The organism is Methylobacterium sp. J-078 (assembly GCF_022829285.1).
Taxonomy (GTDB): domain Bacteria; phylum Pseudomonadota; class Alphaproteobacteria; order Rhizobiales; family Beijerinckiaceae; genus Methylobacterium.
In genome coordinates this window covers 19,291-41,415 of sequence record NZ_JAKSYI010000065.1, presented here as the reverse complement: position 1 = coordinate 41,415, position 22,125 = coordinate 19,291, and the positions used below count along the sequence as shown (strand labels likewise).

The following is a 22,125-nucleotide window of genomic DNA, read 5'->3' as shown; positions in this document are numbered from 1 at the left end:
GAATGGGCGATGATCTGCACGGCCCACAACCTCCTGAAACTGGCACAGGCCGGCCGATGAGGCCGCCGATCCGCCCTCACCGGCTCTGGTCTCGCCCCTCCAACCTCGGCTTCAATCCCCTTACTCGGACAAGCTCCTAGTTGGCGCACCGGGCCGACCGACGAGCCGCAGGGCCGCAAACCTCGTAGTCCCGCATGCCCGGCCCGAGCCCTGTGACCTCCAGCACGCCGGCCTCCCCAAGGGCGAGGATGCGGGCGAACAGGAGTTCGTAGCGGCAGCCCTGTCCCGGCTGTTCCGGCCCGGCGTTGACTGGGTGAAGGACGCGGGCGACCAGCTTGACGAGCGGTTCCCGTTCCCCCGATGCCTGCCCGGCCAGAAGGGCGTCGAAATGGGTCAATGGCGCCGAGACCAGGCGTCCGTCGCGCAAGACGCGCAGCGGTGCGTTCTCCCGCCGCAACCGCGTCCAGGCGGCCACGGCAGCGTCGCTCTCCGCCCGAGAGTACGGACGCCGCTTCTCGGCGAGGCCAGCCGCCACGATCTCCGCGGGCCGCAACTGGCCCAGCGACCGGATCGGCGAGACGCGGCCCGCACCCGGGACGTCGAGCCCGGTCGCGTCGACGACGTCGAAGGGGCGGCCGGCCATGCGGAAGACGAACTCCAGGAAGCAGGCGTGCTCCGCGGCGTCGCTGAGGCAAACCCAATGGACCGGATGGACGCCGACGGCCGTCGCCTCCACCCAGGGCGCCTCCGAATCGGCCGGCTCCACGCAGGGCTCTTCGTCCGATCGCAGGTTGGCCGCGAACCAGGCCCTGCGCACGGCCGGATCGAGCGCGTCGATGGGGCCGACGCTCAGGTCGTGGGTGAGCGCAACCACCCGATCCGTGCAGCCCTGCAAACGGAGGGCGTCGCGGACGCTCTCCGCCCTGCTGACCCCCCAGGCCGCATGGACCACCTCGACGGACACGGTCATGCCGGTCTCCCATTCCGGTTCGGGCTCGACGACCGGCAGGGTCCGGCTGCCCGGCCTGTCGGCGATGGCTTCGGTCGCAGGGTATCGACGCGGCTCACGGCCCGCGACCCGCGGCACAGAGGTCCACCGGCAGCGGACTGGACGCCTGGAACATCCGGCAACTGCGCTCGATCTCGTCGCGCATCATGGCGCAGGGGTTTACCGCGTTGCACGGCGGATGCGTCGCGGGCGACGCATCCCGGCACTGAGCGGCCAGACGCTTGGCGGCGACCGGACCGATCTCGTCACGGCATGCGACGGCCCCTCGGTCCGGCGCGGGCTGCCCGGACGAAGGGTCGACCGATATGGCGACCAAAATCAGCGAGGATAGGGCCAACCCGAACCTGTTCATGAATTCCTCCCTCCTCGACCGCTCGCCCCGGCCCCTCCCTATCTTCGAAGGCGTTCGCCGTGCCGGCCCTGCAGCGACCGGCATCAGGGACCGAAAGGTTCAGCCCGGGCTCCGTGCCAGGGCCCGTTCGATGATCTCGCCGAGCGCATCCGCCGTCAGCGCTCCCTCGTGTCGGTCGTCGTCCACGAACAGCGTCGGCGTACTGTGGACGCCCAGGGCGGAGGTCGCCTGCGCGGAGACGCGCTGCACGCCGTCGTAGAGGGACTGGTCGCGCAGGATGGCATCGAACCGATCCCGGCTGATCCCCGCCTGCTGCACCACGTCGCGCAGGGCATCCAGAGGCTTCTCCACGAACGCCCAGGACCGCTGCCGCGCGAACAGGAGATCGGTGAGAGCGTAGTAATGCCTGTCGCCGTCCGCCCGGGCCAGCATGAAGCCGGCCGTGTCGAGAGGGCTCAACGGGTATCCGCGCAACGCGAACCGCACCTGTCCGGCATCGACCCAGCGCGCCCTGATGGCCGGCCAGGTCCCGTCATGGAACGCCGCGCAATGCGGGCAGGTCAGCGCGGCGTACTCGACGAGCGTCACCTTCGCCTGGGGCGATCCCAACCAGACATCGCCGAGCGGGCCGGCCAGCGCCGGGTCCCCGACATGGACGACCGTCGGATCGCGAGGGCCTCTCAGCGCCATCGCGGCGAGGCCGAGGGCCGACAGACCGAGGACCGATCCCGTGATCACGCTGCGGCGGCTGAGTCGCGTCGATGCCGTCCTGACCACCGGGGTCATGCGAGGTCTCCGGCGAAGCGGTTGGGCTGGCAAGGCACGGGACGCATCACCAGCGATGATGCCAGCCCGGATGCCGGAAGCCGCCCCAGCGATGCCCGCCGCCGTGCCAGGCGAAACGGCGATGCCAGGCGAAACGGCGGTGCCATGCGTAATGGTAGCCGTAATGCCAGCGGGAACCGCCCCAGCGGCGATAGCCGAAGTGACGGTACACGGGGCCGTAGGCGTAGGGACGGTAGCCGAGGTTCGGTCGGCACCAGCCGTAGAACCCGCGGTGGAACCCGAGGCCGCAGCCGTCACGGGCCTCGGCGGCCGAGCCGGCCGTGAGAAGCCCCGCGGCGAGGGCGAGCGGTAGGATGATCTTGCGGATCACGTACGCCTCCATGGTCGTCCGGCACGCGACCGGACGCAGGTTTCGGGACGGGGGAAGGCTCAGTTCGGCCAGCAGCGGCGGCCGTAGGGGCCGATGTGGAAGCCCGCAGGGCACGAGCGGCCGCGGGCGTAGCCACCCCACTGACCGCCGGTCCGGCAGCCGCCGTAGGGCCCGCGATGGCCGTAGGGACCGCATCCGCCGTAGACCTGGATGATCCGCGCGCCGTCCGATCCGTCGGACACGGCGTCCTGGATCAGGGACGACGCCGAGGCCGGGAATGCCAGGCCGGCCATGAGCGCGACGGGGGCGAGCATCTTCAACATCATCGAATCCTTCTCTGTCCTCAGGCGTGCCGCGATGCCTGAGCCGGCGCCGCGACCGATGAGGGCCAAGATCGTCCCGGCCTCCTTCCCGGATGTGACCGACCGATGCGTCGACGTAACGTTTTGTAACGGGCCGCCCTGCGGGCCAGGCCGGTCGTCAGGCGATGGCCGGCAGGGTCGCGACGAGGCGTGCGCCGCCGAGCGGTGACGACTCGGCCACGACGGTGCCGCCATGCGCCTCCGCGATCTGGCGGGCGATGGCGAGGCCGAGACCGGTGCCGCCGGTCCGGCGGTTGCGGGACCGTTCGCTCCGGTAGAACGGGCTGAACACGGCCGTCCGCTCGGATTCCGGAATGCCCGGGCCGTCGTCCTCCACCGTGACCCGGCACAGCGCGCCGGTCCGGCTCACGGAGACGGCCACCGTGGAGCGGCCGAACTTGACGGCGTTCCCGATCAGGTTGGCGACGACCCGGCGCAGGGCGACCGCATCCCCGGCGGCGACGACATCCTGCACGTCCTCGCCGATCAGGCGGACGTCGATGCCTTGCGCGGCGTGTTCGGCCACCTCGACGGCGACGAGGTCGGCGAGGTCGACCGCCGTCCGTCCCACCTCGACGGCCGTGCCCCGGGCGAAGCCCAGGGAGGTCTCGATCAGCGCGGTCATCGCATCGAGATCCTCGATCAGCCTGTTTCGTCGCTCCGGTTCCGTCACGCCTTCCGCCCGCAGCCGCAGGCGGGTCAGGTAGGTCTTGAGGTCGTGCGAGATCGCGCCGATCAGCATCGAGCGTTCCCCGAGGAGCCCGACGATCCGCTCCTGCATGTCCCGGACCGCCCGCGAAAGCCCGCGGATCTCCGGGGCGCCCTGGGGCGTCGCCACCGGCTGGTGGGCACGACCGTCGAATCGGGTGACCGCCTCGGTGAGGCGTCGCAGGGGGGCGAGCTCGTGGCGTGCGCCGACGAGGACGAGCCCGGCCACCGCCGCACCGAGGACGGCCACCCACAGGCTCAGCGGCTGGCCGAGCAGCCACGGCATGATCGACCGGTGCTTCTCGACGGCCGAGATCACCAGGGTCCGGCCGTCCGGCAGTCGATAGGTCGCCGTCGCGAGGCGACCGATGGGCCCGTCGCGATCCCTGTCGTTGACCTCGGCGGGATCGACGCCCCGGTGCAGCATCGCGGTGTCGGTGAATGCCCGCAGCGGCCCATCCGGATCGCCCGTCATCCGGCGCAGGCGTCGTTCGAGACGCGGTTCGGGGATCCGGTCGTGATCGTCGGGCGGCACGTCGGTGATCTCGGCCCTGAGGGCCTCGCCGCTCACGGCCTTCAGGATGGCCGGTCTCAGGGCAGGATCCGCATCCCGCAGCAGGATCACGATGTTCGCGGCCTGGTCGACGCGCGGAAAGCGCGTGCCGTAGGGGGAGCGCTCCTGCCGACGCTGCCACGTGTCCACGGCGACGGTGGCGAGGACGAGCAGGGAGAGCGCCCCGAGCAGGAGCAGCATGATCCGCCCGAGCAGGCCGACGCGGGCCATCACGGAGCCTGCCTCACCGGTGCGGCGAGGATGTAGCCGGCATTGCGGACGGTCTTGAGAAGCGCGGCCGCCTCGCTGCCCGCGGCGTCGAGCTTGTGCCGCAACCGGCTCACCTGCACGTCGATGGTCCGGTCGAAGGCGTCCGCCGTGCGGCCGCGCGTCCAGTCGAGGAGCTGGTCGCGCGAGAGCACCCGCTGCGGCCGGGTGACGAAGCAGTGCAGCAGGTCGTACTCGGCGCTGGTCAGCGGGATGTCCGTCCTCGGGTCTCCGACCGTGACCCGCCGCGCGGCGAGGTCGACGACGAGGTCTGCCACGGCGAGCGTTTCCGGCTCGCCATTGGCCGGATGGGCACCGTTCCCCTGCGCACGGCGCAGGACCGCGCGGATGCGGGCGAGCAGGACGCGGGGATTGAAGGGCTTCGAGACGTAGTCGTCGGCCCCCATCTCCAGGCCGAGCACCCGGTCGATGTCCTCGTCCTTCGCGGTCAGCATCACGATGGGGGGACCGCCCTCCTCGCGCAGCCGCCGGCAGATCGACAGCCCGTCCTCGCCCGGCAGCATCCAGTCGAGCACGATCAGGTCCGGGGCGGGTCCAGTTGCGAGAAGCCGGTCGAGTCCCGCGCCTCCGTCGAGGCCGACCACGCGGAACCCCTCGCCCTCCAGATAGCCGGTGAGCTGGGTACGGATGTCGTCGTCGTCCTCGACGATGGCGATGGTGACGCTGTCGCACATGACGTCAGGATAGGCCGCGGTGACCGGGCCGCAACGCGAAAGCGCCCGCTGTCACAAAACGTTACATGCCGCGCGCATCCCGTCACATTCGGGAACGGTCTGGACGCGACGGTCGTCGGCATCGCAGCGCAGGCCCCCGGGCGGGTCCCGGCGAACCGACGAACAGAGGCACCGGACCCATGGCCCCAGCCCAACTGGCATCCCCGCTCTGGCACGTCGTGGCCGCGCTCGCCGTGGCGGGGACGATGGCCGTCCACGGCGGGACGGTCGACGCCGCCCCGCAAGCGGTCGCGGCCGCCACGTCTCGATCCGGTGACGGGAGCGCGACCTATCGCGGCTACCGGATCGAGATGGCCCGGGATGTCCCGAACGCCGAGCTCGCAAAATTGCGGCGGGCGGCCGAGCATCAGGTCGACCTCGTCGAGGCCACCGTCCTCGACGCTTCCACCAAGGCTTTCCTGCGACGCTTTCCCGTGGTGGTGCAGACCGGCGCGAGCGCGGGCAGCCACTACAGCGGCGGCGACAGCGTCACCATCGCGGTCGCGGACCCGGGCGACGACTGTCCGATCCTGCTGCACGAGTACATGCACGTCTACCACGTCCGGATGCTGCCCAGCGGCAAGCGGAACCCGGACATCCTGGCCTTCTACGAGCGGGCCAGGGAGGGCGGATTCTACCCGGCCGACGCCTATCTCCTGAAGAATCCCGGCGAGTTCTTCGCGATGACCGCCAGCGTCTACCTGCACGGAAGGCTGGCGCGCGAGCCCTTCACCCGCGAGGAGCTCCGGCGGAAGCAGCCGGTCTATTTCGGGTACCTGAACCGACTGTTCGGCAGCCCGCGAGCCGCCGCGTTCGAGGCCATGCAAACCTCCGGGCCGGCGCGGCCATGATCATCGACCGACGGTCGCTGGTGCTCGGCACCGCCGCCGTGCTCGCGGCAGGCCGAGCCGGCGCCTGGGCTTCGAAGGAAACCCGAGGTCCCGCCCCAGATCCGCCCCGGAACGAAAAAGCCCCGGCGTCCAGGCCAGGGCTTCGCGTCTAAGTCATTGGAAATATTGGTAGCGAGGGAGGGATTTGAACCCCCGACACAAGGATTATGATTCCTCTGCTCTAACCAGCTGAGCTACCCCGCCAGATCGCGGCCGCCGGAGAGCGGCGCCGCGATGAGATCGGCGGTATAGGGAAACCCGCCGTGAGGTGTCAACGGGGTCGCGCCTCAGAAAATGGCGCGTCCCGTCCCGGTCTCAGAGCTGGGTGCCGAGGATCTCGGCGACCTGTGGGATGTCCTTGTCGCCGCGACCGCAGAGATTGACGACGAGGAGGTGATCCTGCGGCTTCTGCGGTGCCAGTTCCCGTACCTTGGCAAGGGCGTGGGCCGGCTCCAGGGCCGGGATGATGCCCTCCAGCATCGAGCACAGCTTGAAGGCGTCGAGGGCCTCCTGATCGGTCGCCGAGAGATAGGTGACGCGGCCGGCCTCGTGCAGCCAGGCGTGCTCGGGACCGATGCCCGGATAGTCGAGGCCGGCCGAGATCGAGTGCGCGTCCGCGATCTGGCCGTCGGCGTCCTGCAGCAGGTAGGTGCGGTTGCCGTGCAGCACGCCGGGCTTGCCGCCCGACAGAGAGGCCGCGTGCAGGCCGCTGGAAATGCCGTGGCCCGCCGCCTCGACGCCGTACATCGCGACCTCGGGATCGTCGAGGAAGGGATGGAACAGGCCCATGGCGTTGGAGCCGCCGCCGATGCAGGCGACGAGGGAATCCGGCAGTCGGCCCTCCATCTCCAGCATCTGCTGCTTCGCCTCGCGGCCGATGATCGACTGGAAGTCGCGCACCATCGCCGGGTAGGGATGCGGGCCCGCCACCGTCCCGATGCAGTAGAAGGTGTCGGCGACGTTGGTGACCCAGTCGCGCAGGGCCTCGTTCATCGCGTCCTTGAGGGTCCTGGTCCCGGACTGCACCGGCACCACCTCGGCGCCCAGCATCTTCATGCGGAACACGTTGGGCGCCTGGCGCGCCACGTCGACGGCGCCCATGTAGACCACGCATTTCAGGCCGAAGCGGGCGCAGAGGGTGGCGGTGGCGACGCCGTGCTGGCCGGCGCCGGTCTCGGCGATGATGCGGGGCTTGCCCATGCGGCGGGCCAGCATGATCTGGCCGAGCACGTTGTTCACCTTGTGCGAGCCGGTATGGTTCAGCTCATCGCGCTTGAAGTAGATCTTCGCGCCGTGGCCGGGGGCGGCCAGCGCGCGCAGGTGCTCCGTCATGCGCTCGGCGTAGTAGAGCGGGCTCGGCCGGCCCACATAGTGGGTCAGGTGGCTGTTCATCTCCGCCTGGAAGGCCGGATCGGCCTTGGCGGCGGTGTAGGCCGCCTCAAGGTCGAGGATCAGCGGCATCAGCGTCTCGGCCACGAAGCGGCCACCGAAGATGCCGAAGCGGCCGCGCTCGTCCGGGCCGTTGCGGAACGAGTTCGGAGGGGGAGCGATGGTCACGGGCTTGGTCCTCGGAATCGGGTGTGCACGGTTGGACGATGCGCACGCGGGAATCGGATTTCGCGTTTGGCGACACGCCTAGACCCGCGTGGGGTGCGGCGACAATGCGGCCAACGCGCCGGATCGCGGATTCAGGGCGCTTTCCGGGCCGAAAGCAAGGGGTTGGCGGCGCGGACGCCCGGCCCGTCAGCCGCGCGCGGCGGCGATGAAGGCCGCGATCCGCTCCGGCGACTTCTCGCCCGGCCGGTCTTCGACGCCCGAGGAGACGTCGACCGCCCGGGCGCCGGTGCGGGCCAGCGCCGCCGCGACGGTATCGGGGGTGAGGCCGCCCGAGAGCATGTAATCCGCCGGGAGACGGGCGCCATCGAGGAGGTCCCAGTCGAAGCTGTGGCCGTTGCCGCCGGGCAGGGCCGCCTCCGGTGGCGCCTTGGCATCGAGGAGGATGCGGTCGGCCACACCCGCATGGGCGGCCACGGAGGCGAGGTCCGCCGCGGTGGCGATGCCGATGGCCTTCATCACCCGGCGGCCGGTGGCCGTGCGGATCGCCGCGACGCGCTCGGGCGTCTCGCGGCCGTGGAGCTGGATCCATTCGGGGTCCAGGGCCGCGACGGCGGCGGCCACCAGGGCATCGTCCGGGTCGACGAGGAGCAGCACCCGATCGGCCCGGCCCCGCGCCTGTGCCGACAGGGCGCGGCCGGCCTCCAGCCCGACGTGACGGGGGCTCTTCGGGAAATGCACGAAGCCGACGAGGTCGGCGCCGGCCGCCAGGGCGGCGTCGAGGGTCGCCGGCGTGCTGAGCCCGCAGATCTTGATCGCGATGGCGGACATGCGGCGGCGGGGCTTCGGGCAGTCGCCTTCAGCGCGGCGCCGGGAGGGCGACGCGGTCGGAGGCGTTGCGGTAGATGCCGTTCGGGCCCTCATTGGCCGGCGGCGGGGCGTAGGTCTTCAGGCGGGCGGTCTCGCCCTCCAGGCGGCGGATCTCGCGGCGGCGCTCGGCGCTGGTGCGGCGGGTGCTCGCCTGACCGAGCCAGGCGCCACAGCCGCCCAGCAGCACCCCCAACGCCACCGCGATGAACATCAGGAGGTAGAGCGGCAGCGTCGCGCTGAAGACCGGCATGTCGGGCGAGAGGGGATCGAACGACACCCGCACCGCGTCGCGGTTGGCCACCGCGAAGGCGACCACGAGGATCGCCACGGGAAGCAGCACCAAACCTTTGAGGAAGCGGATCATCGCGTGGAACTCCGAAGGTAGGGAACGAGGCGGCGGCCGATCAGGACGCAGAGGCACCCGCGTCGCCGATGCCCGCCTCGTTGAGGCGCAGGCGCATCTCCTTGCCCGTCTTGAACACGGGGATGGCCTTCTCGGAAACGGCAACGGCCGCACCCGTGCGCGGGTTGCGCCCGCGTCGCGCGTCACGGCGCTTGACCGAGAAAGCACCGAAGCCGCGCAGCTCGACCCGGTCGCCCCGGGCGAGGGCATCCGCGATGGTGTCGAGGATCGCGTTCACGAGCGTCTCGACATCGCGCTGGTAGAGGTGCGGGTTCTGCTCGGCGATCTTGAGCACGAGCTCCGACTTGATCATGCGGCGGCCTTCACGAAGTCATGCACGAGGGTGTTGGGCCGGCGCCCTCAGCGGGTGGCTTCCGCCGGGCCGGGGCGCCAGAGCACGAGGAGCCCGCCCTGGGTGAGGCTCGCCGTCTCGTCACCGACCTGGCGCAGGCGGGTGGCCAGACCTTCGAGGCCGACGAGATCGGCCCCGAGCCCGAGGGCCGACCACAGGCGAAAGTCGCTCTTGGCCGTGGGCTTCCAGTCCAGTACCGGCAGGTCCTTGGCCACGCCGCGCTCCGTCTCGAGCCAGGCGATGGCCTGCCGCTCGCCGCCGAGGCCGTCCACGAGCTTCAGGGGCACGCTCTGGCGCCCGCTGAACACACGCCCGTCGGAGACCGTGGCGAGTTCCTTGTCGGACATCTTGCGCCGGTCGGCCACGAGGCCCTTGAACCAGGCGTAGGTATCGCCGACGACGGCCGCCAGGGCGGCGCGTGCCTCGGGCGAGGTGGGCGTGAAGCCCGACGGCTCGGCCTTGAGGGGCGCCGACTTCACGGACTCGACCTTGACCCCGACCTTGTCGAGGAGGCCCGACAGGTCCGGATACTGGAACAGGACGCCGATCGAACCGACGAGCGCGGTCTCGCGCGCCACGATGTGGTCGGCGGCGATCGCCGCGATGTAGGCGCCGGACGCGGCGGTGCCGTCGACGAAGGCCACCATGGGCTTCTTCTCGGCGAGCGCGCGCAGGTTGCGGTAGAGCTCTTCGGAGCCCGTGGTGGTGCCGCCGGGCGACGAGATCGAGACGACGACCCCGCGCACGGAATCCGCGTCGCGGACCCGCTCGATCAGCTTGGTGGTGGATTCGCTGCCGGCGATGAAGCCGCCCACCGAGATCCGGGCGATCTGCGGGCGCACGCTTCCGAGGGTCAGGGCCTCGCCGCCGCTGCGAACCCGCAGGCCGACCGCGCCCACGGCCACCACGAGGCCGCCGATGCCCAGGACCCGCCAGAGGGAGAGCTTGCGGCGCAGACGCCGGCGATCGATCAGAAGTTCGGCATCCGCGGCCATGCGCTGGTTACGCTCCCTCGCGCGCCGGCTCTGCCGGCTGATTCTGTCCGGACTGGCGGTCCGGCACCCACCCGATGACGGCGGCGGGCGAACCTTGTCCCACACTCCCGGCCGATTTGCACCAAGCCTTTGGCGCATCTCGCGTCCTTTGGGGAAACGCAGGGCCGGTCACTGTCAGGGATCGTGTTCTAGCGCCGCATTGCGGCGACCGGCAAGGGGGGAGCAAGCCCCCTCCCCGCCGGTCTCGGCGTAGCATGTGGAGGAAATGCGGGTACGAAAAAGCCCGCGCCGGAACAGGTCCGGCGCGGGCTCTCACGAGACGTCAGTCCCCGGTCCCGAAGGACCGGGGGGCGGGACGATCAGTCCTGGGACTCGTCCTTGTCGTCGCTGGTGCGGGCCTTCTTGAAGGCCGCGCCCAGGATCTCGCCGAGCGAGGCGCCCGAATCGGTCGAACCGAACTGGGCCATCGCCTCCTTCTCCTCGGCCATTTCCAGGGCCTTGATCGAGAGCTGGACCCGGCGCGCCTTGCGGTCGAACTGGATCACGCGGGCGTCGAACTTCTCGCCGGCGGCGAAGCGCTCGGGGCGCTGGTCGCCACGGTCGCGGGCGAGCTCGGCCCGGCGGATGAAGGTCGTCAGGTCGGTGTCGACGATCTTCACGTCGACGCCCGAATCCTTCACGTCCACCACTTCGCAGGTCACGATCTGACCCTTCTTGAGGTCACCCGCTTCCGTGAAGGGGTCACCGCCGAGCTGCTTCACGCCGAGCGAGATGCGCTCCTTCTCGACATCGACGTCGAGAACCTGGGCGCGCAGCATGTCGCCCTTCTTGAACTCCTCGATGACCTGCTCGCCGGGACGGTTCCAGTCGAGATCCGACAGGTGGACCATGCCGTCGACATCGCCGTCGAGACCGATGAACAGGCCGAACTCGGTCTTGTTCTTGACCTCGCCCTCGACCTCGGAGCCCACCGGATGCTGCTGGGCGAAGGCCTCCCAGGGGTTCTGGAGGGTCTGCTTGAGGCCGAGCGAGATGCGGCGCTTGACCGGATCGACCTCGAGGATCTGCACTTCCACTTCCTGCGAGGTGGAGACGATCTTGCCCGGGTGGACGTTCTTCTTCGTCCAGGACATCTCGGAGACGTGGATCAGGCCCTCGATCCCCGGCTCCAGCTCCACGAAGGCGCCGTAATCGGTGATGTTGGTGACGCGGCCCTTGAGCTTGGCGTCGACCGGGTAGCGCTGGGCGATGCCCTCCCACGGATCGGCCAGCAGCTGCTTGATGCCGAGCGAGATACGGTGGGTCTCGTGGTTGATCTTGATGATCTTGACCTTGACCGTCTGGCCGATGGTCACGACCTCGGACGGATGGTTCACGCGACGCCAGGCCATGTCGGTGACGTGAAGCAGGCCGTCGATGCCGCCCAGATCCACGAACGCACCGTATTCGGTGATGTTCTTGACGACGCCGTCGATGACCTGACCTTCTTCGAGGTTGGCCACGAGCTCGGAGCGCTGCTCGGCGCGGCTCTCCTCGAGGACGGTGCGGCGCGACACGACGATGTTGCCGCGGCGGCGATCCATCTTGAGGATCTGGAAGGGCTGGGGGGTGCCCAGCAGCGGGGTGACGTCGCGCACGGGGCGGATGTCGACCTGGGAGCGCGGCAGGAACGCCACGGCGCCGTCGAGGTCGACGGTGTAGCCGCCCTTGACCTGGTTGAAGATCGCGCCGGTGACGCGCTCGTTGGCCTCGAAGGCCTTCTCGAGCTTGACCCAGCTCTCCTCGCGGCGCGCCTTGTCGCGCGAGATCACGGCCTCGCCGAGCGCATTCTCGATGCGGTCGACATAGACCTCGACCTCGTCGCCGACGGCGAGTTCGCCTTCGCGGCCGGGGCCGTTGAATTCCTTGAGGGCGACACGGCCTTCCGTCTTGGCGCCGATGTCGATGACGGCCACGTCCTTCTCGATCGCGACGACGCGACCCTTGACGACGGACCCTTCGGTGATTTCGTGCTGGAGGAAGGACTCCTCAAGCAGGGCCGCGAAATCGTCGCGGCTCGGGCTACGCTGCAGGGCGTTACCAGCGGTCATTCTGTCTCCTGACAGGCCTCATCGGGAGGCCAGCATCGGCGGCTCGTGTGACGGGGCACCCTCGACGTCGCCGCCCGGGGTCTGCGACCCCATGGGCTCAACCTCCCGAATCAAGGAGGGCCGACGCAATCTCAAGCGATGGCCGAGAGCGGTTCTCCAACGGGTGCGAGGCCCGGCACACCGGCCGAGCCTCGTCACTTTCAGTCGAAGAGCGCCATTCCTGTAGCGGATTGGCGGGTCCCGGGCAACAGGTCCGTTCCGGTGACGCGGATGTCGGGCGCCCCTCCCGGGACCCCGCGCGGGTCAGCCGATCAGGCCGGCGCCGAAGGTTCCGTCGTTGAGGACGGCACGGTTCTCGACGAGGCCGTACTGGAGGTAGTGCTGCAGCGGGTTCATGTTCGCCTGCGCCACGTCGCCGTTGACCTGGAGGTAGGTCGAGGTGTCGAAGTCGGTCGCCGGGTCGCGACCCTCCTTCCAGCCGTAGGTGTCGTAGTGGCTCAGCGGGTTGATGCCGGCGGCGGCGACGTCCCCGTACGCCTTCAGGTAGCCCGCGGTGTCGAAGATGGCGTTCGGGTCACGGCCTTCCTTCCAGCCATAGGTGTCGAAGTGGCGCTGGGCGAAGGCGAAGGTGTCGGTGGTGCCCGAGGCCTGGGCCGCGCGCAGCACGTCGTCGTTGGTGAGAAGGTAGAACGCGGCGTCGAAGCCTGCCTTGATGTCCGCGCTCCTGCCGACCGCGTCGTAGATGGCCCGACCTTCGGACTGCCCGTATTCGAGGTAGTGCTGCAGGGGATTGAGCCCGGCCGCCGCCACGTCGGGGTTCCGGGCGAGATAGAACTCGTTGTCGAAGTGCGCGCCCGGATCGCGGCCTTCCTTGAAGCCGGAGGTCTTGTATTGGCCCAGCGCATCCGCGGCGGACTTCACGACGTCCCCGTTGAGCCCGAGATAGCCCTTGGTGGAGAAGAAGGCGTTCGGATCGCGGCCATCGTTCGCGCCATAAGCGGCGTAATGGGCATCCGCGTCCTGTCCGGATGCGGCCACGTCGGGGTTGCGGATCAGGTAGAACAGGTCGTCGACCAGCGGATTGCCGTCCGCCACGTCCACCGTGCGGTCGCTGAACTGGAACTGCTCGATTCCCGTCACGGTGTCGGTGCCGTCGGTGCCGGTCAGCGTCAGGAACCCGCTCGGATCCCGCCCCAGCGCGGTGGAGCCGAGGGCGTAGGTGAAGATGGCCCGATCCGTCCCGTCGCCGCCGTTGATGCGGTCGTTGCCCGCGCCGCCGATGAAGCTGTCGTTGCCGGCCGCCCCGTTGAGGACGTCGTTGCCGGCGCCGCCCACGAGGAAGTCGGCAGCGCTGCCGCCCGTCACCAGATCGTTGCCCTGGCCGGCATTGATGTAATGGCTCTGAGCGACCCGATCGGCCAGCGGCGCCAGGGTGTCGTTGCCGGAGGTGCCGAGCGCGACGACCCGGAAGGCGTCGCCGCGCTGCGTCCCGGCGACGAGGTCGCGCACATCGAAGGTGAGTCCGTCGGTGGTCGCCACGAAGGTGATGCCCTCGTCGTCGACGCGGGAGACGGCGCCGGTCGGGGCGTCGCCGGCGCCCTCGGCCTGGAGCCGCACGGCGAGACCGCCATCCTGGTTGGCGCCGGTCCGTCCATCGCCGGCACTCCCGTTGCCGACCTCCGCCGAGGTGAACGTCAGGCGCACCTGCCCGCTGGCCGCGGCCGAGACGTCGACGCGGTCGTTTCCGTCGCCGAGGTCGATGCGGTCGGCACCATCGGTGCTGACGTTGATCAGGGCCGTGTCGTTTCCGGCGCCGCCCGTGAGGATGTCGTCGCCGGCGCCGCCGCGGAGCACGTCGTTGCCGAGGCCGCCGATCAGCGTGTCGTTGCCGCCCCGCCCATCGATCACGTCGTTGCCGGCGAGCCCGTCGAGGGTTTCGCCGACATCCGATCCGATCAGGTTGTCGTTGCCGGTGGTGATCGCCGTCGCGCCGAGGCGGGTCTCGGCGAGCAGGTAGTCGCCGAGCTCGGCCTCGTCGGTGAAGGCGCGCCCGCTGCCGACGACCTGGCCCTGGGCGTTCGTGAAGGAATCGGTCTGGTCGGCGAGCTGCGCGAGCTGGGCCGAGCCGGCCCCGGCGGCGAAGAGCGGAATGACCTGATTGGAATGGTTGGTTGAGAAGAACAGGCCTTCCGGTACGCCGTCCCCGTTCCGGTCGGGCTGAACCGGCTGGTAGGGAATCGTCGCGCCCTCGGGGCCGAAGAACAGGTGGTCGTGATCGGCGGTGACGATCAGCAGCGTGTCCTCGAAGGTCGCCTTGCTGGTCGGTGAATTGACGTAGTCGACCACGGTCTTCACCGCGTTGTTGAAGTCGATGTACTCCTCGATCATCCGGCCGCGGTTGTTGGCGTGCATGGCCCGGTCGACCGCGCCGCCCTCGATCATCAGGTAGAGGCCGTCCGGGTCGGCGTTCAGCTTGTTGAGCGCGGCCAGCGACAGCTCCGACAGGGTCGCGGAGCTCTCCAGGCGCGGCACGCTGAAGGGGATCTCGGTGGTGTTGCCGGCGGCTGCGCCGGCGCGGTTGAAGTTGTTGCTGGTGAAGGCCTTCGAGATCATCGCCAGGCGCTCGGTCGTCGGTGTGCCGGTGCCTGCGGCCTGAATCGCGGCGCGGTCCTGGAGCAGGTTCCAGCCGGCGCCGTCCTGCGAGGTATAGGTGTCGGCCTTCAGGCCGTTCCAGAGGTCGGCGCCGATCCAGGTGTAGTCGGCGGTGGTGCGCAGGCGGCCGTTGTCGTCGTAGTCGGGGTTGCCGGTGCCGGCGATGACGTCGAGGGTGCCGGAGCCGAACATCTCCTGGGCGATCTGGTTGGCGTTGGAGCGTGCGATGTTGTGCGCGCCGCCCGTGGCCGAGGGGGTGGCGTCGCTGAACTGCACCGTGGTGACGACGCCGGTGGGCTTGCCCTGCTGCTTGGCCAGTTCCGCGATCGAGAAGAGTTCCGCGCCGTTGCCGTCGACATCGATGGCGTTGTTGTAGGTCTTGTCGCCGGTGGCGATGGACGAGGCGGTGTTGCCCGAATCCGGATAGGTGTTGCGGTTCCATTCGTAGCCCGCGAAGGCACGGGGCTGCCCGTTCGGGTCGAGCCCGGTGGCGCGCGCGAAGTCGTAGTTCTTGGCCGGGTCGTAGACCACCGCGGGGTTCTGGGCGAGGCCGGCCTCTCCGGGGACCGGCGTCGTGCGGTTGTCGAGGGGATAGACCGATTGCGCCGTCGCGGTGAAGGCCGAGCCGTCCGCGATCAGGACCTTGCCGGCCGCGCCTGCCCTGGGATCGCCGTCGGCGAGACCCTTCAGGTACAGCCGCGTGGCTTCCAGGGTGTTGAACCCGGCGCCATCGGCGATCATCACGATGACGTTCTTGACGGACCCTGCATTGGCCATGACGACGCCGCTCTCCCTCATGCCGCAGGAGCCGGCCGGACGCATCCGCCGATATCCCGTGCTCGGCCGAACTACGAAGATTCGTGCGACGGCCGGATGACGCGCGCCGGCCAAAAAATCTGGCCGATCAAGGGATTAAAGCGGTTCGAACGTCGTGATGGCGCCTGGTTGCGCCGCTGAGGCCGAGCGATAGCTCTCGAGTCCCGGCAAGAAAAAACCCCGCAGCGAGGCTGCGGGGATGCGAACCGGGTCGTCGCCCGTCACGCAGGACTCGGAAGAAGCGCGTCGGAGGCGTGCAGTCCACACGCGTGACCGTGCAAGACAGGGCACCATTGGGTTTCCGGAGCCCGGGTTCCGTTATGCGGACCCGGGATGACGAGGTGCTGCGGGCGTTCCGACGACGAATCCGCCGTCTCAGTCCTCCTCCTCCTCGGTGCTGCGCATGCCCTTCAGCTTGGCGAACACCGAATCGGCGTTGAGCTTCTCGTCGCGGGCGCTGCGGTGGTGCTCGTCGGCTTCCGAGTAGTCGGTGGCCGTCGAGACCTCGGTGGGCAGCAGGGTCGCGCCGCCATCCACGGCCAGGTTGGCCGGGCGATCCTTGGCCGAGCGCTGGACCTCGAAGTCGAGGTCGATCTGCGTGCAGAGGCCGAGGGTCACCGGGTCCATCGGCTGGAGGGAGCCGGAATTCCAGTGGGTGCGCTCGCGGATCTGCTGGATCGTCGACTTGGTGGTGCCCACCAGCCGGATGATCTGCGCGTCCTTGAGTTCGGGGTGGTTGCGCAGCAGCCAGAGGATGGCGTTCGGCCGGTCCTGGCGGCGGGAGAGCGGGGTGTAGCGCGGACCCTTGGTGGTGCGCTTGACCTCGGGCAGCTTCACCTTCGAGACCGCGACCTTGAGCTTGTAGCTCGGGGTCTTCTGGGCCTTCTCGATCTCGTCGCGGGTGAGCTGGCCCGTGGTGATCGGATCGAGGCCCTTGATGCCGGCGGCGACTTCGCCGTCGGCGATCCCCTTCACCTCGAGGGGGTGCAGCTTGCAGAAATCGGCGATCTGCTCGAAGGCCAGCGAGGTATTCTCCACCAGCCATACGGCGGTGGCCTTCGGCATCAGCGGGCCTTGCGACATCGGGCGACTCCAACAGGTTCGTGCGGGACGGGTCCCGGGGCGCCGCCGACAGGGCGTCGCTCGCTCCGGCCCGACTGGCCGGCAGCATCCCGTCTCAACGCTGCAATAGGGAAGCGCCGTCTATACAGGTTTCAATGGGGTCAGCGCAATTGCGATCCGCCCCTTCGCTCGGGGTCGCATCCGGGGCGGCGTCGTCGGGGCTCGGCGGGGCTGCGAAGGGACCGCGAAGGCCTCAGGTGAAGAGGCTCGACACGCTCGACTCCGTCGCGGTCCGGCCGATGGCCTCGCCCAGCAGCGGCGCGATGGTGGCGACGCGAATGTTGCGGGCGAGCTTGACGGCCTGTGTCGGCTGGATCGAGTCGGTGATGACCAGCTCCTTCATCCGCGAGGCGGCGATGCGCGAGACCGCCCCACCCGAGAGCACCCCGTGCGTGATGTAGGCGGAGACGTCCTTGGCGCCGGCGTTCAAAAGGGCTTCGGCCGCGTTCACCAGGGTGCCGCCGGAATCGACGATGTCGTCCACGAGGATGCAGGAGCGTCCCTCGACCTCGCCGATGATGTTCATCACCTCCGATTCGCCGGGGCGCTCGCGGCGCTTGTCGACGATGGCGAGCGTCGCGTCGATGCGCTTGGCGATGGCCCGCGCCCGGACCACGCCGCCGACATCCGGCGAGACCACCATCCAGTCCTTCGGGTCGAGGCGTTCCTTGATGTCGCGTACCATCACGGGGGCGGCGAAGAGGTTGTCGGTGGGAATGTCGAAGAAGCCCTGGATCTGGCCGGCATGCAGGTCGAGGGTCATCACGCGGTCGGCCCCCGCCTCGGTGATGAGGTTGGCCACCAGCTTGGCCGAGATCGGCGTGCGGCCGGAGGTGCGCCGGTCCTGCCGGGCGTAGCCGAAATACGGGATCACCGCGGTGATGCGCCGGGCCGAGGAGCGGCGCGCCGCGTCGATCATGATGAGCAGTTCCATCAGGTGATCGTTGGCCGGGAACGAGGTCGACTGGACGATGAAGACGTCCTCGCCGCGCACGTTCTCCTGGAGCTCTACGAAGATCTCCATGTCGGCGAAGCGCCGGACCATGCACTTGGCGAGCGGCAATTCGAGATAGGCCGCGATGGCCTCGGCCAGGGGCCGGCTCGCATTGCCGGCGATGATCTTGATCGAGGACTTCATGCCGGGGTCTTCATCTCGCGATCCTGGAAACCCGCCCCCTCAGGAACGGCGGGCCTTCGCTGCGGCGCTCCATAACAGCCGCAACGGGGCCGTCACAATGCTTTCACCTTCGTTACTTTGCCGGGTTCGCGCGGATCACGACTCCAGGAGCCGGTGCAGGTGCACGATGAAGTAGCGCGTCTGCGCGCTGTCCACCGTGGATTGCGCCTTGGCTTTCCAGGCCGTCTGCGCCGAGGCGTAGTCGGGAAAGATGCCGACGATGTCGAGATTCTTCACGTCGCGAAAATGCACGCCGTCGAGATTCTGGAGTTCACCGCCGAAGACGAGGTGAAGCTTCTGCCCGCTGTCGATGGTCGTGGTCATCCCGCATCTCCTCCGCCCGGTCGCGGTTTCCTGCCGGAAGGCATGAGCCGTGCCGCCGGTGCGGTCGCAAACGGGGCCGGGTTCGTCAACCCGCTGCGCGTGCCGGCGAGCACGCGAGCGCCGGCATGGCGGCTCTGCGTGGCCTGGGCACCACCGTTCCCGAGCATCATTCGCCGGCGGGGTCACCGGTTCGAGGGTGCACACGAGGCCGAAGCGAAACTCCAGGACAGCGTCGCGTCCTGCAACGCGCATTTCAGAGATCGAACAGGGTGCCCTGCCGGGCCGCCGGCCCGGGCGGGGCGGTCTCCGGAGATGCCTCGGCCGGTGTGGCCTTCCGCGTGCCCGACCTTCTTGAAGATGCCTTCCCGCTCGGAGATGCCTTCCCGCTTGGGGATGCCTTCCCGGCCGGCGCCTCGGGCGGCACGCCCTCAGCGGCCTCGCCCGCTTGCGGCATCCCCACCGCCACGGTGCCGTCGGTGAATTCCAGGGTCATGTGGCGGGTGGCCTCGGCGGCGGCACGGATCGGGGTCCCGTCGCGGTCGCGCACGAGGGCGTAGCCGCGGGCGAGAACGGCCCGGTAGCCGAGGGAGCCGAGCAGCCCCGCCAGTCCGGCGAGACGGTCGGCGCGGCGCTCGATCGAACGGGTTCCGGCCTGGGCCAGCCGGGCCTGCAGGGCACCGAGCCGGTCGCGGCTGCGGACCTGCTCGGCCCGGACCCGGCCGAGGGTGCCGTCGCGGGCGACGACGAGGCGGCGCCCGAGATAGGCCAGGGCCTCGCCCTTGCGGCCCGCATGGTGGCGCAGGGCGGCCTCCGGGCGGTCGCCGATGCGCGACAGGCGCCCCCGCGCGGTGGCGAGGGCGAGCGTCGGCGGATGCCGGGCGAAGCGCTCGACGACGCGCCCCATCCGGAGGCGGTAGACCCGGGCATTGCCGGCGAGGGCCGGGCCGAGGCGCGCCTCTGCGAGGTCGAGGCGCTGGCGCTTGCCCGCCAGGAAGGCGTCCACGTCCGGCATGGCCCGCACCAGGGCGCGCAGGTCGCTGCGCTCCCGGTCGAGGCGCCGAGTCACGGCCTCGCGCTGGCGGCGCCCGAGATCGACCAGTTCGGCCACGAGGTCGGCTCGGACCGGAACCGCCATCTCGGCGGCGCCGGTGGGCGTGGGCGCGCGCCGGTCCGAGACGAAATCGATGAGGGTGGTGTCGGTCTCGTGGCCCACCGCGGAGATCAGGGGGATCGCGGACTCCGAGGCCGCGCGTACCACGCATTCCTCGTTGAAGGCCCAGAGATCCTCGATCGACCCGCCGCCGCGCGCCACGATCAGCACGTCCGGGCGCGGGATCGGCCCGCCGGGCGTGAGCGCGTTGAAGCCCCGGATCGCGGCCGCGATCTCCTCGGCGGCCCCCTCCCCCTGCACCCGCACCGGCCAGACCAGGACGGGCCGGGCGAAGCGGTCCTCCAGGCGATGTAGGATGTCGCGGATGACGGCCCCGGTGGGCGAGGTCACCACACCGACGACGCGCGGCAGGTAGGGAATCGGCCGCTTGCACTCGGCGGCGAACAGACCTTCGGCGGCCAGCACGCGCTTGCGCTCCTCCAGTAGCGCCATCCAGGCCCCGATGCCGGCCGGCTCCAGGGTCTCGATGACGATCTGGTACGAGGACTTGCCCGGAAAGGTGGTGATTCGCCCGGTGGCGACGACCTCCAGGCCTTCCTGCGGGCGCTGACGCAGGCGGTTGAAGGTGCCCTTCCAGACGACGGCGTCGATGCGCGCGTTGCCGTCCTTCAGGGAGAAATAGGCATGGCCCGAGCCGTGCTGGCCGCGAAAGCCCGAGATCTCGCCGCGCAGGCGGACATGGCCGAAGGCATCTTCCAGCGTCCGTTTGAGTGCGGAGGCGAGGTCGCCCACGGACCATTCCGGTACGTTCGAGACGGTGTTTGCGGACGCGGTGGTTTTGGCGGGCGGGGGAGGAACGGCCATGGCGGCGGACGCTACGGCCAGCGCCATCTTAGGTCCAGACCTGCCTCAGGTAGAGATATCCCACCGAGGCGGGCGGTTGCCTCACATCAGGATCGACAGGATCACCAGCACGGACACGATCGGGACGGCGCTCACCGCCAGTGCCATCCGCCAGATCGGCAGGCCGTCCACGCGACGGTTGTCGTTCGCGGCGCGGACCGGGTGGCGCCCCTTGTGCACGTAGTGCGACAGGATCACACGCCGCGTCGGGAGCGGTGCCATCGAAAACGGAACGGATTTGCGACAGCCTGGCATGATACTCGTAAACGCCGTCGACCTGCGTTCGTTCCAGGGGAAAATACGAGACGATTCTTCTCTCCGCCCCGGTTTCCCGCGCCGTTCGACGCATCGACCCGCACCGCCTCCCGTGCACAGGCGCACGCCCGCCCGCGATTCGGCCTTTTCAAGGAACGACTTTTGGGGAACACACCCCCCATGAATATCCTTCTGATCGGCTCGGGCGGCCGCGAGCACGCCCTGGCCTACGCCATCGCGAAGAGCCCGCTCTGCGCCCGCCTGTTCACGGCGCCGGGCAATCCCGGCACGGCCGCGTTCGGCGAGAACCGGCCGGACCTCGACGTCTCGGACCATGCCGCCATCCGTGCCTTCTGCTCGGGTGAGCGCATCGGCCTCGTGGTGGTCGGGCCCGAGGCGCCCCTGGTGGCGGGCCTCGTCGACGATCTCCAGGCGGCGGGCATCCGCGCCTTCGGGCCCACCCGGGCCGCCGCGCAGCTCGAGGGCTCGAAGGGGTTCACCAAGGACCTCTGCGCCGAGGTCGGCATCCCCACCGCCGCCTTCGCGCGCTTCCGGGCCCTCGAGCCGGCCCTCGCCTACCTCGCCGAGCGGGGCGCGCCCATCGTGGTGAAGGCTGACGGGCTGGCGGCCGGCAAGGGCGTGGTGGTAGCCGAGACCCGCGACCAGGCCGAGGCGGCGGTGCGCGCCCTCTTAGAGGAGCCGGGCGCCGAGATCGTCATCGAGGAATGCCTGTTCGGCGAGGAAGCGAGCTTCTTCGCCCTCTGCGACGGGACCCGCGCGGTCCCGGTCGGCACGGCCCAGGACCACAAGCGCGTCTTCGATGGTGATCGCGGCCCCAACACCGGCGGCATGGGGGCCTACTCGCCCGCCACCATCCTCACTCCCGCCCTGGAACGGGAGGTGATGGAGACCATTATCGGCCCCACCCTCGACGGTATGCGCGCCCGCGGCACGCCGTTCACCGGCATTCTGTATGCCGGTCTGATGCTCACCGCCGACGGGCCCAAGCTGATCGAGTACAACACCCGCTTCGGCGACCCCGAGGCGCAGGTGCTGATGCCCCGCCTCGCCTCCGACCTCGTGCCGGCCCTGCTGGCGGCCTGCGAGGGCGACGTCTCGGGCATCAGCCTGGAATTCGATGCGCGGCGCGCGGCGCTGACGGTGGTGATGGCGGCCGCCGGTTACCCCGGCACCGTGATGCGCGGCTCCGAGATCCGGGGCGTCGCGTCGGCGGACACGGGCACCGACGTTCTGGTGTTCCAGGCCGGCACGCGCGCCGAGGGTGGGCGGCTCCTGGCCGATGGCGGCCGGGTGCTCGCTGTCACGGCGCTGGGCGAGAGCATGCTGGAGGCCCAGGCCCGCGCCTACGCGGCCATCGCGCGGATCGACTGGCCGGAGGGCTTCTGCCGCCGGGACATCGGCCGCCGCGCCGTCGCCCGGGAGGTCGCCGGCGACGGTATCTGATCCGTC

The 22,125-nt window shown here is 69.9% G+C and carries 21 protein-coding genes and 1 tRNA gene; 2 read left to right on the top strand and 20 right to left on the bottom strand.

Features of this window, described 5'->3' with window-relative positions:
* Positions 1 to 136 precede the first annotated feature (136 nt).
* The 7 genes from MKK58_RS10365 to MKK58_RS10335 form a co-directional block, all read right to left on the bottom strand.
* The gene (locus MKK58_RS10365; protein WP_243911992.1) at positions 137 to 970 is read right to left on the bottom strand and encodes a DUF3658 domain-containing protein; all 834 of its coding nucleotides are present in this window, start codon (positions 968 to 970) and stop codon (positions 137 to 139) included.
* 94 nt (positions 971 to 1,064) lie between these two features.
* Positions 1,065 to 1,361: a hypothetical protein gene (locus MKK58_RS10360; protein ID WP_243911991.1), complete on the bottom strand. Its 297-nt coding sequence runs from the start codon at positions 1,359 to 1,361 to the stop codon at positions 1,065 to 1,067.
* A 99-nt stretch (positions 1,362 to 1,460) separates the two neighbouring features.
* On the bottom strand, positions 1,461 to 2,147 hold the full coding sequence (locus MKK58_RS10355; protein WP_243911990.1) for a DsbA family protein: 687 nt from the start codon (positions 2,145 to 2,147) through the stop codon (positions 1,461 to 1,463).
* A 46-nt stretch (positions 2,148 to 2,193) separates the two neighbouring features.
* Positions 2,194 to 2,517, bottom strand: coding sequence for a GCG_CRPN prefix-to-repeats domain-containing protein (locus MKK58_RS10350; protein WP_243911989.1), 324 nt, complete (start codon positions 2,515 to 2,517; stop codon positions 2,194 to 2,196).
* Positions 2,518 to 2,576: 59 nt separating this feature from the next.
* On the bottom strand, positions 2,577 to 2,840 hold the full coding sequence (locus MKK58_RS10345) for a GCG_CRPN prefix-to-repeats domain-containing protein (RefSeq protein WP_243911997.1): 264 nt from the start codon (positions 2,838 to 2,840) through the stop codon (positions 2,577 to 2,579).
* Between the two features lie 157 nt (positions 2,841 to 2,997).
* The gene (locus tag MKK58_RS10340) at positions 2,998 to 4,371 is read right to left on the bottom strand and encodes a sensor histidine kinase (protein WP_243911988.1); all 1,374 of its coding nucleotides are present in this window, start codon (positions 4,369 to 4,371) and stop codon (positions 2,998 to 3,000) included.
* On the bottom strand, positions 4,371 to 5,102 hold the full coding sequence (locus MKK58_RS10335) for a response regulator (protein WP_243911987.1): 732 nt from the start codon (positions 5,100 to 5,102) through the stop codon (positions 4,371 to 4,373). The genes MKK58_RS10340 and MKK58_RS10335 overlap by 1 nt, the downstream gene beginning before the upstream one ends.
* Before the next feature lie 179 nt (positions 5,103 to 5,281).
* Between MKK58_RS10335 and MKK58_RS10330 the strand changes: the two genes are divergently transcribed.
* Positions 5,282 to 5,992 carry a hypothetical protein gene (locus MKK58_RS10330; RefSeq protein WP_243911986.1) on the top strand — a complete coding sequence of 237 codons (711 nt, stop codon included), beginning with the start codon at positions 5,282 to 5,284 and terminating at the stop codon, positions 5,990 to 5,992.
* 166 nt (positions 5,993 to 6,158) lie between these two features.
* Here the strand turns inward: MKK58_RS10330 and MKK58_RS10325 are convergent.
* The 13 genes from MKK58_RS10325 to MKK58_RS10265 all read right to left on the bottom strand — a co-directional run bounded on the left by MKK58_RS10325 (position 6,159) and on the right by MKK58_RS10265 (position 20,622).
* Positions 6,159 to 6,235: transfer RNA gene (locus MKK58_RS10325), tRNA-Met, on the bottom strand.
* A gap of 111 nt (positions 6,236 to 6,346) precedes the next feature.
* Positions 6,347 to 7,588: a tryptophan synthase subunit beta gene (gene trpB / locus MKK58_RS10320; RefSeq protein WP_243911985.1), complete on the bottom strand. Its 1,242-nt coding sequence runs from the start codon at positions 7,586 to 7,588 to the stop codon at positions 6,347 to 6,349.
* Between the two features lie 186 nt (positions 7,589 to 7,774).
* On the bottom strand, positions 7,775 to 8,416 hold the full coding sequence (locus MKK58_RS10315) for a phosphoribosylanthranilate isomerase (RefSeq protein ID WP_243911984.1): 642 nt from the start codon (positions 8,414 to 8,416) through the stop codon (positions 7,775 to 7,777).
* A 28-nt stretch (positions 8,417 to 8,444) separates the two neighbouring features.
* Positions 8,445 to 8,819 (bottom strand): LapA family protein, encoded by a 375-nt coding sequence (locus MKK58_RS10310; protein ID WP_238277150.1) that lies wholly within the window; start codon positions 8,817 to 8,819, stop codon positions 8,445 to 8,447.
* Positions 8,820 to 8,859: 40 nt separating this feature from the next.
* Complete coding sequence (gene ihfB / locus MKK58_RS10305) at positions 8,860 to 9,171, bottom strand: integration host factor subunit beta (protein WP_238277152.1); 312 nt, start codon at positions 9,169 to 9,171, stop codon at positions 8,860 to 8,862.
* 47 nt (positions 9,172 to 9,218) lie between these two features.
* On the bottom strand, positions 9,219 to 10,205 hold the full coding sequence (gene sppA / locus MKK58_RS10300; protein ID WP_243911983.1) for a signal peptide peptidase SppA: 987 nt from the start codon (positions 10,203 to 10,205) through the stop codon (positions 9,219 to 9,221).
* 359 nt (positions 10,206 to 10,564) lie between these two features.
* Positions 10,565 to 12,295, bottom strand: a complete 1,731-nt coding sequence (gene rpsA, locus MKK58_RS10295) for a 30S ribosomal protein S1 (RefSeq protein WP_238277157.1) — start codon at positions 12,293 to 12,295, stop codon at positions 10,565 to 10,567.
* A 303-nt stretch (positions 12,296 to 12,598) separates the two neighbouring features.
* Entirely contained in the window at positions 12,599 to 15,769 is a 3,171-nt protein-coding gene (locus MKK58_RS10290) for an alkaline phosphatase (protein WP_243911982.1), read from the bottom strand.
* Positions 15,770 to 16,138: 369 nt separating this feature from the next.
* Positions 16,139 to 16,846, bottom strand: coding sequence for a DUF1013 domain-containing protein (locus MKK58_RS10285; RefSeq protein WP_243911981.1), 708 nt, complete (start codon positions 16,844 to 16,846; stop codon positions 16,139 to 16,141).
* Positions 16,847 to 17,078: 232 nt separating this feature from the next.
* Entirely contained in the window at positions 17,079 to 18,023 is a 945-nt protein-coding gene (locus tag MKK58_RS10280) for a ribose-phosphate pyrophosphokinase (protein WP_163644149.1), read from the bottom strand.
* A gap of 135 nt (positions 18,024 to 18,158) precedes the next feature.
* Positions 18,159 to 18,386 (bottom strand): DUF4170 domain-containing protein, encoded by a 228-nt coding sequence (locus tag MKK58_RS10275; protein ID WP_243911980.1) that lies wholly within the window; start codon positions 18,384 to 18,386, stop codon positions 18,159 to 18,161.
* A 253-nt stretch (positions 18,387 to 18,639) separates the two neighbouring features.
* A complete protein-coding gene (xseA, locus tag MKK58_RS10270) occupies positions 18,640 to 20,361 on the bottom strand; it encodes an exodeoxyribonuclease VII large subunit (RefSeq protein WP_243911996.1) in 1,722 nt (573 codons plus the stop codon).
* 81 nt (positions 20,362 to 20,442) lie between these two features.
* Positions 20,443 to 20,622 carry a hypothetical protein gene (locus MKK58_RS10265; RefSeq protein WP_243911979.1) on the bottom strand — a complete coding sequence of 60 codons (180 nt, stop codon included), beginning with the start codon at positions 20,620 to 20,622 and terminating at the stop codon, positions 20,443 to 20,445.
* A gap of 213 nt (positions 20,623 to 20,835) precedes the next feature.
* On the opposite strand from MKK58_RS10265, the gene purD reads away from it, so the two are divergent.
* Positions 20,836 to 22,119 carry a phosphoribosylamine--glycine ligase gene (gene purD, locus MKK58_RS10260; protein ID WP_243911978.1) on the top strand — a complete coding sequence of 428 codons (1,284 nt, stop codon included), beginning with the start codon at positions 20,836 to 20,838 and terminating at the stop codon, positions 22,117 to 22,119.
* The last annotated feature ends 6 nt before the right edge of the window (positions 22,120 to 22,125 follow it).

Excerpts from the sequence above, each read along its gene's own strand:
- MKK58_RS10365 (WP_243911992.1), bottom strand. The coding sequence starts at position 970 with ATGACCGTGTCCGTCGAGGTGGTCCATGCGGCCTGGGGGGTCAGCAGG.
- MKK58_RS10360 (WP_243911991.1), bottom strand. The coding sequence starts at position 1,361 with ATGAACAGGTTCGGGTTGGCCCTATCCTCGCTGATTTTGGTCGCCATA.
- MKK58_RS10355 (WP_243911990.1), bottom strand. The coding sequence starts at position 2,147 with ATGACCCCGGTGGTCAGGACGGCATCGACGCGACTCAGCCGCCGCAGC.
- MKK58_RS10345 (WP_243911997.1), bottom strand. The coding sequence starts at position 2,840 with ATGTTGAAGATGCTCGCCCCCGTCGCGCTCATGGCCGGCCTGGCATTC.
- MKK58_RS10340 (WP_243911988.1), bottom strand. The coding sequence starts at position 4,371 with ATGGCCCGCGTCGGCCTGCTCGGGCGGATCATGCTGCTCCTGCTCGGG.
- MKK58_RS10335 (WP_243911987.1), bottom strand. The coding sequence starts at position 5,102 with ATGTGCGACAGCGTCACCATCGCCATCGTCGAGGACGACGACGACATC.
- MKK58_RS10330 (WP_243911986.1), top strand. The coding sequence starts at position 5,282 with ATGGCCCCAGCCCAACTGGCATCCCCGCTCTGGCACGTCGTGGCCGCG.
- MKK58_RS10315 (WP_243911984.1), bottom strand. The coding sequence starts at position 8,416 with ATGTCCGCCATCGCGATCAAGATCTGCGGGCTCAGCACGCCGGCGACC.
- MKK58_RS10310 (WP_238277150.1), bottom strand. The coding sequence starts at position 8,819 with ATGATCCGCTTCCTCAAAGGTTTGGTGCTGCTTCCCGTGGCGATCCTC.
- ihfB (WP_238277152.1), bottom strand. The coding sequence starts at position 9,171 with ATGATCAAGTCGGAGCTCGTGCTCAAGATCGCCGAGCAGAACCCGCAC.
- sppA (WP_243911983.1), bottom strand. The coding sequence starts at position 10,205 with ATGGCCGCGGATGCCGAACTTCTGATCGATCGCCGGCGTCTGCGCCGC.
- rpsA (WP_238277157.1), bottom strand. The coding sequence starts at position 12,295 with ATGACCGCTGGTAACGCCCTGCAGCGTAGCCCGAGCCGCGACGATTTC.
- MKK58_RS10290 (WP_243911982.1), bottom strand. The coding sequence starts at position 15,769 with ATGCGTCCGGCCGGCTCCTGCGGCATGAGGGAGAGCGGCGTCGTCATG.
- MKK58_RS10285 (WP_243911981.1), bottom strand. The coding sequence starts at position 16,846 with ATGTCGCAAGGCCCGCTGATGCCGAAGGCCACCGCCGTATGGCTGGTG.
- MKK58_RS10280 (WP_163644149.1), bottom strand. The coding sequence starts at position 18,023 with ATGAAGTCCTCGATCAAGATCATCGCCGGCAATGCGAGCCGGCCCCTG.
- MKK58_RS10275 (WP_243911980.1), bottom strand. The coding sequence starts at position 18,386 with ATGACCACGACCATCGACAGCGGGCAGAAGCTTCACCTCGTCTTCGGC.
- xseA (WP_243911996.1), bottom strand. The coding sequence starts at position 20,361 with ATGGCCGTTCCTCCCCCGCCCGCCAAAACCACCGCGTCCGCAAACACC.
- MKK58_RS10265 (WP_243911979.1), bottom strand. The coding sequence starts at position 20,622 with ATGGCACCGCTCCCGACGCGGCGTGTGATCCTGTCGCACTACGTGCAC.
- purD (WP_243911978.1), top strand. The coding sequence starts at position 20,836 with ATGAATATCCTTCTGATCGGCTCGGGCGGCCGCGAGCACGCCCTGGCC.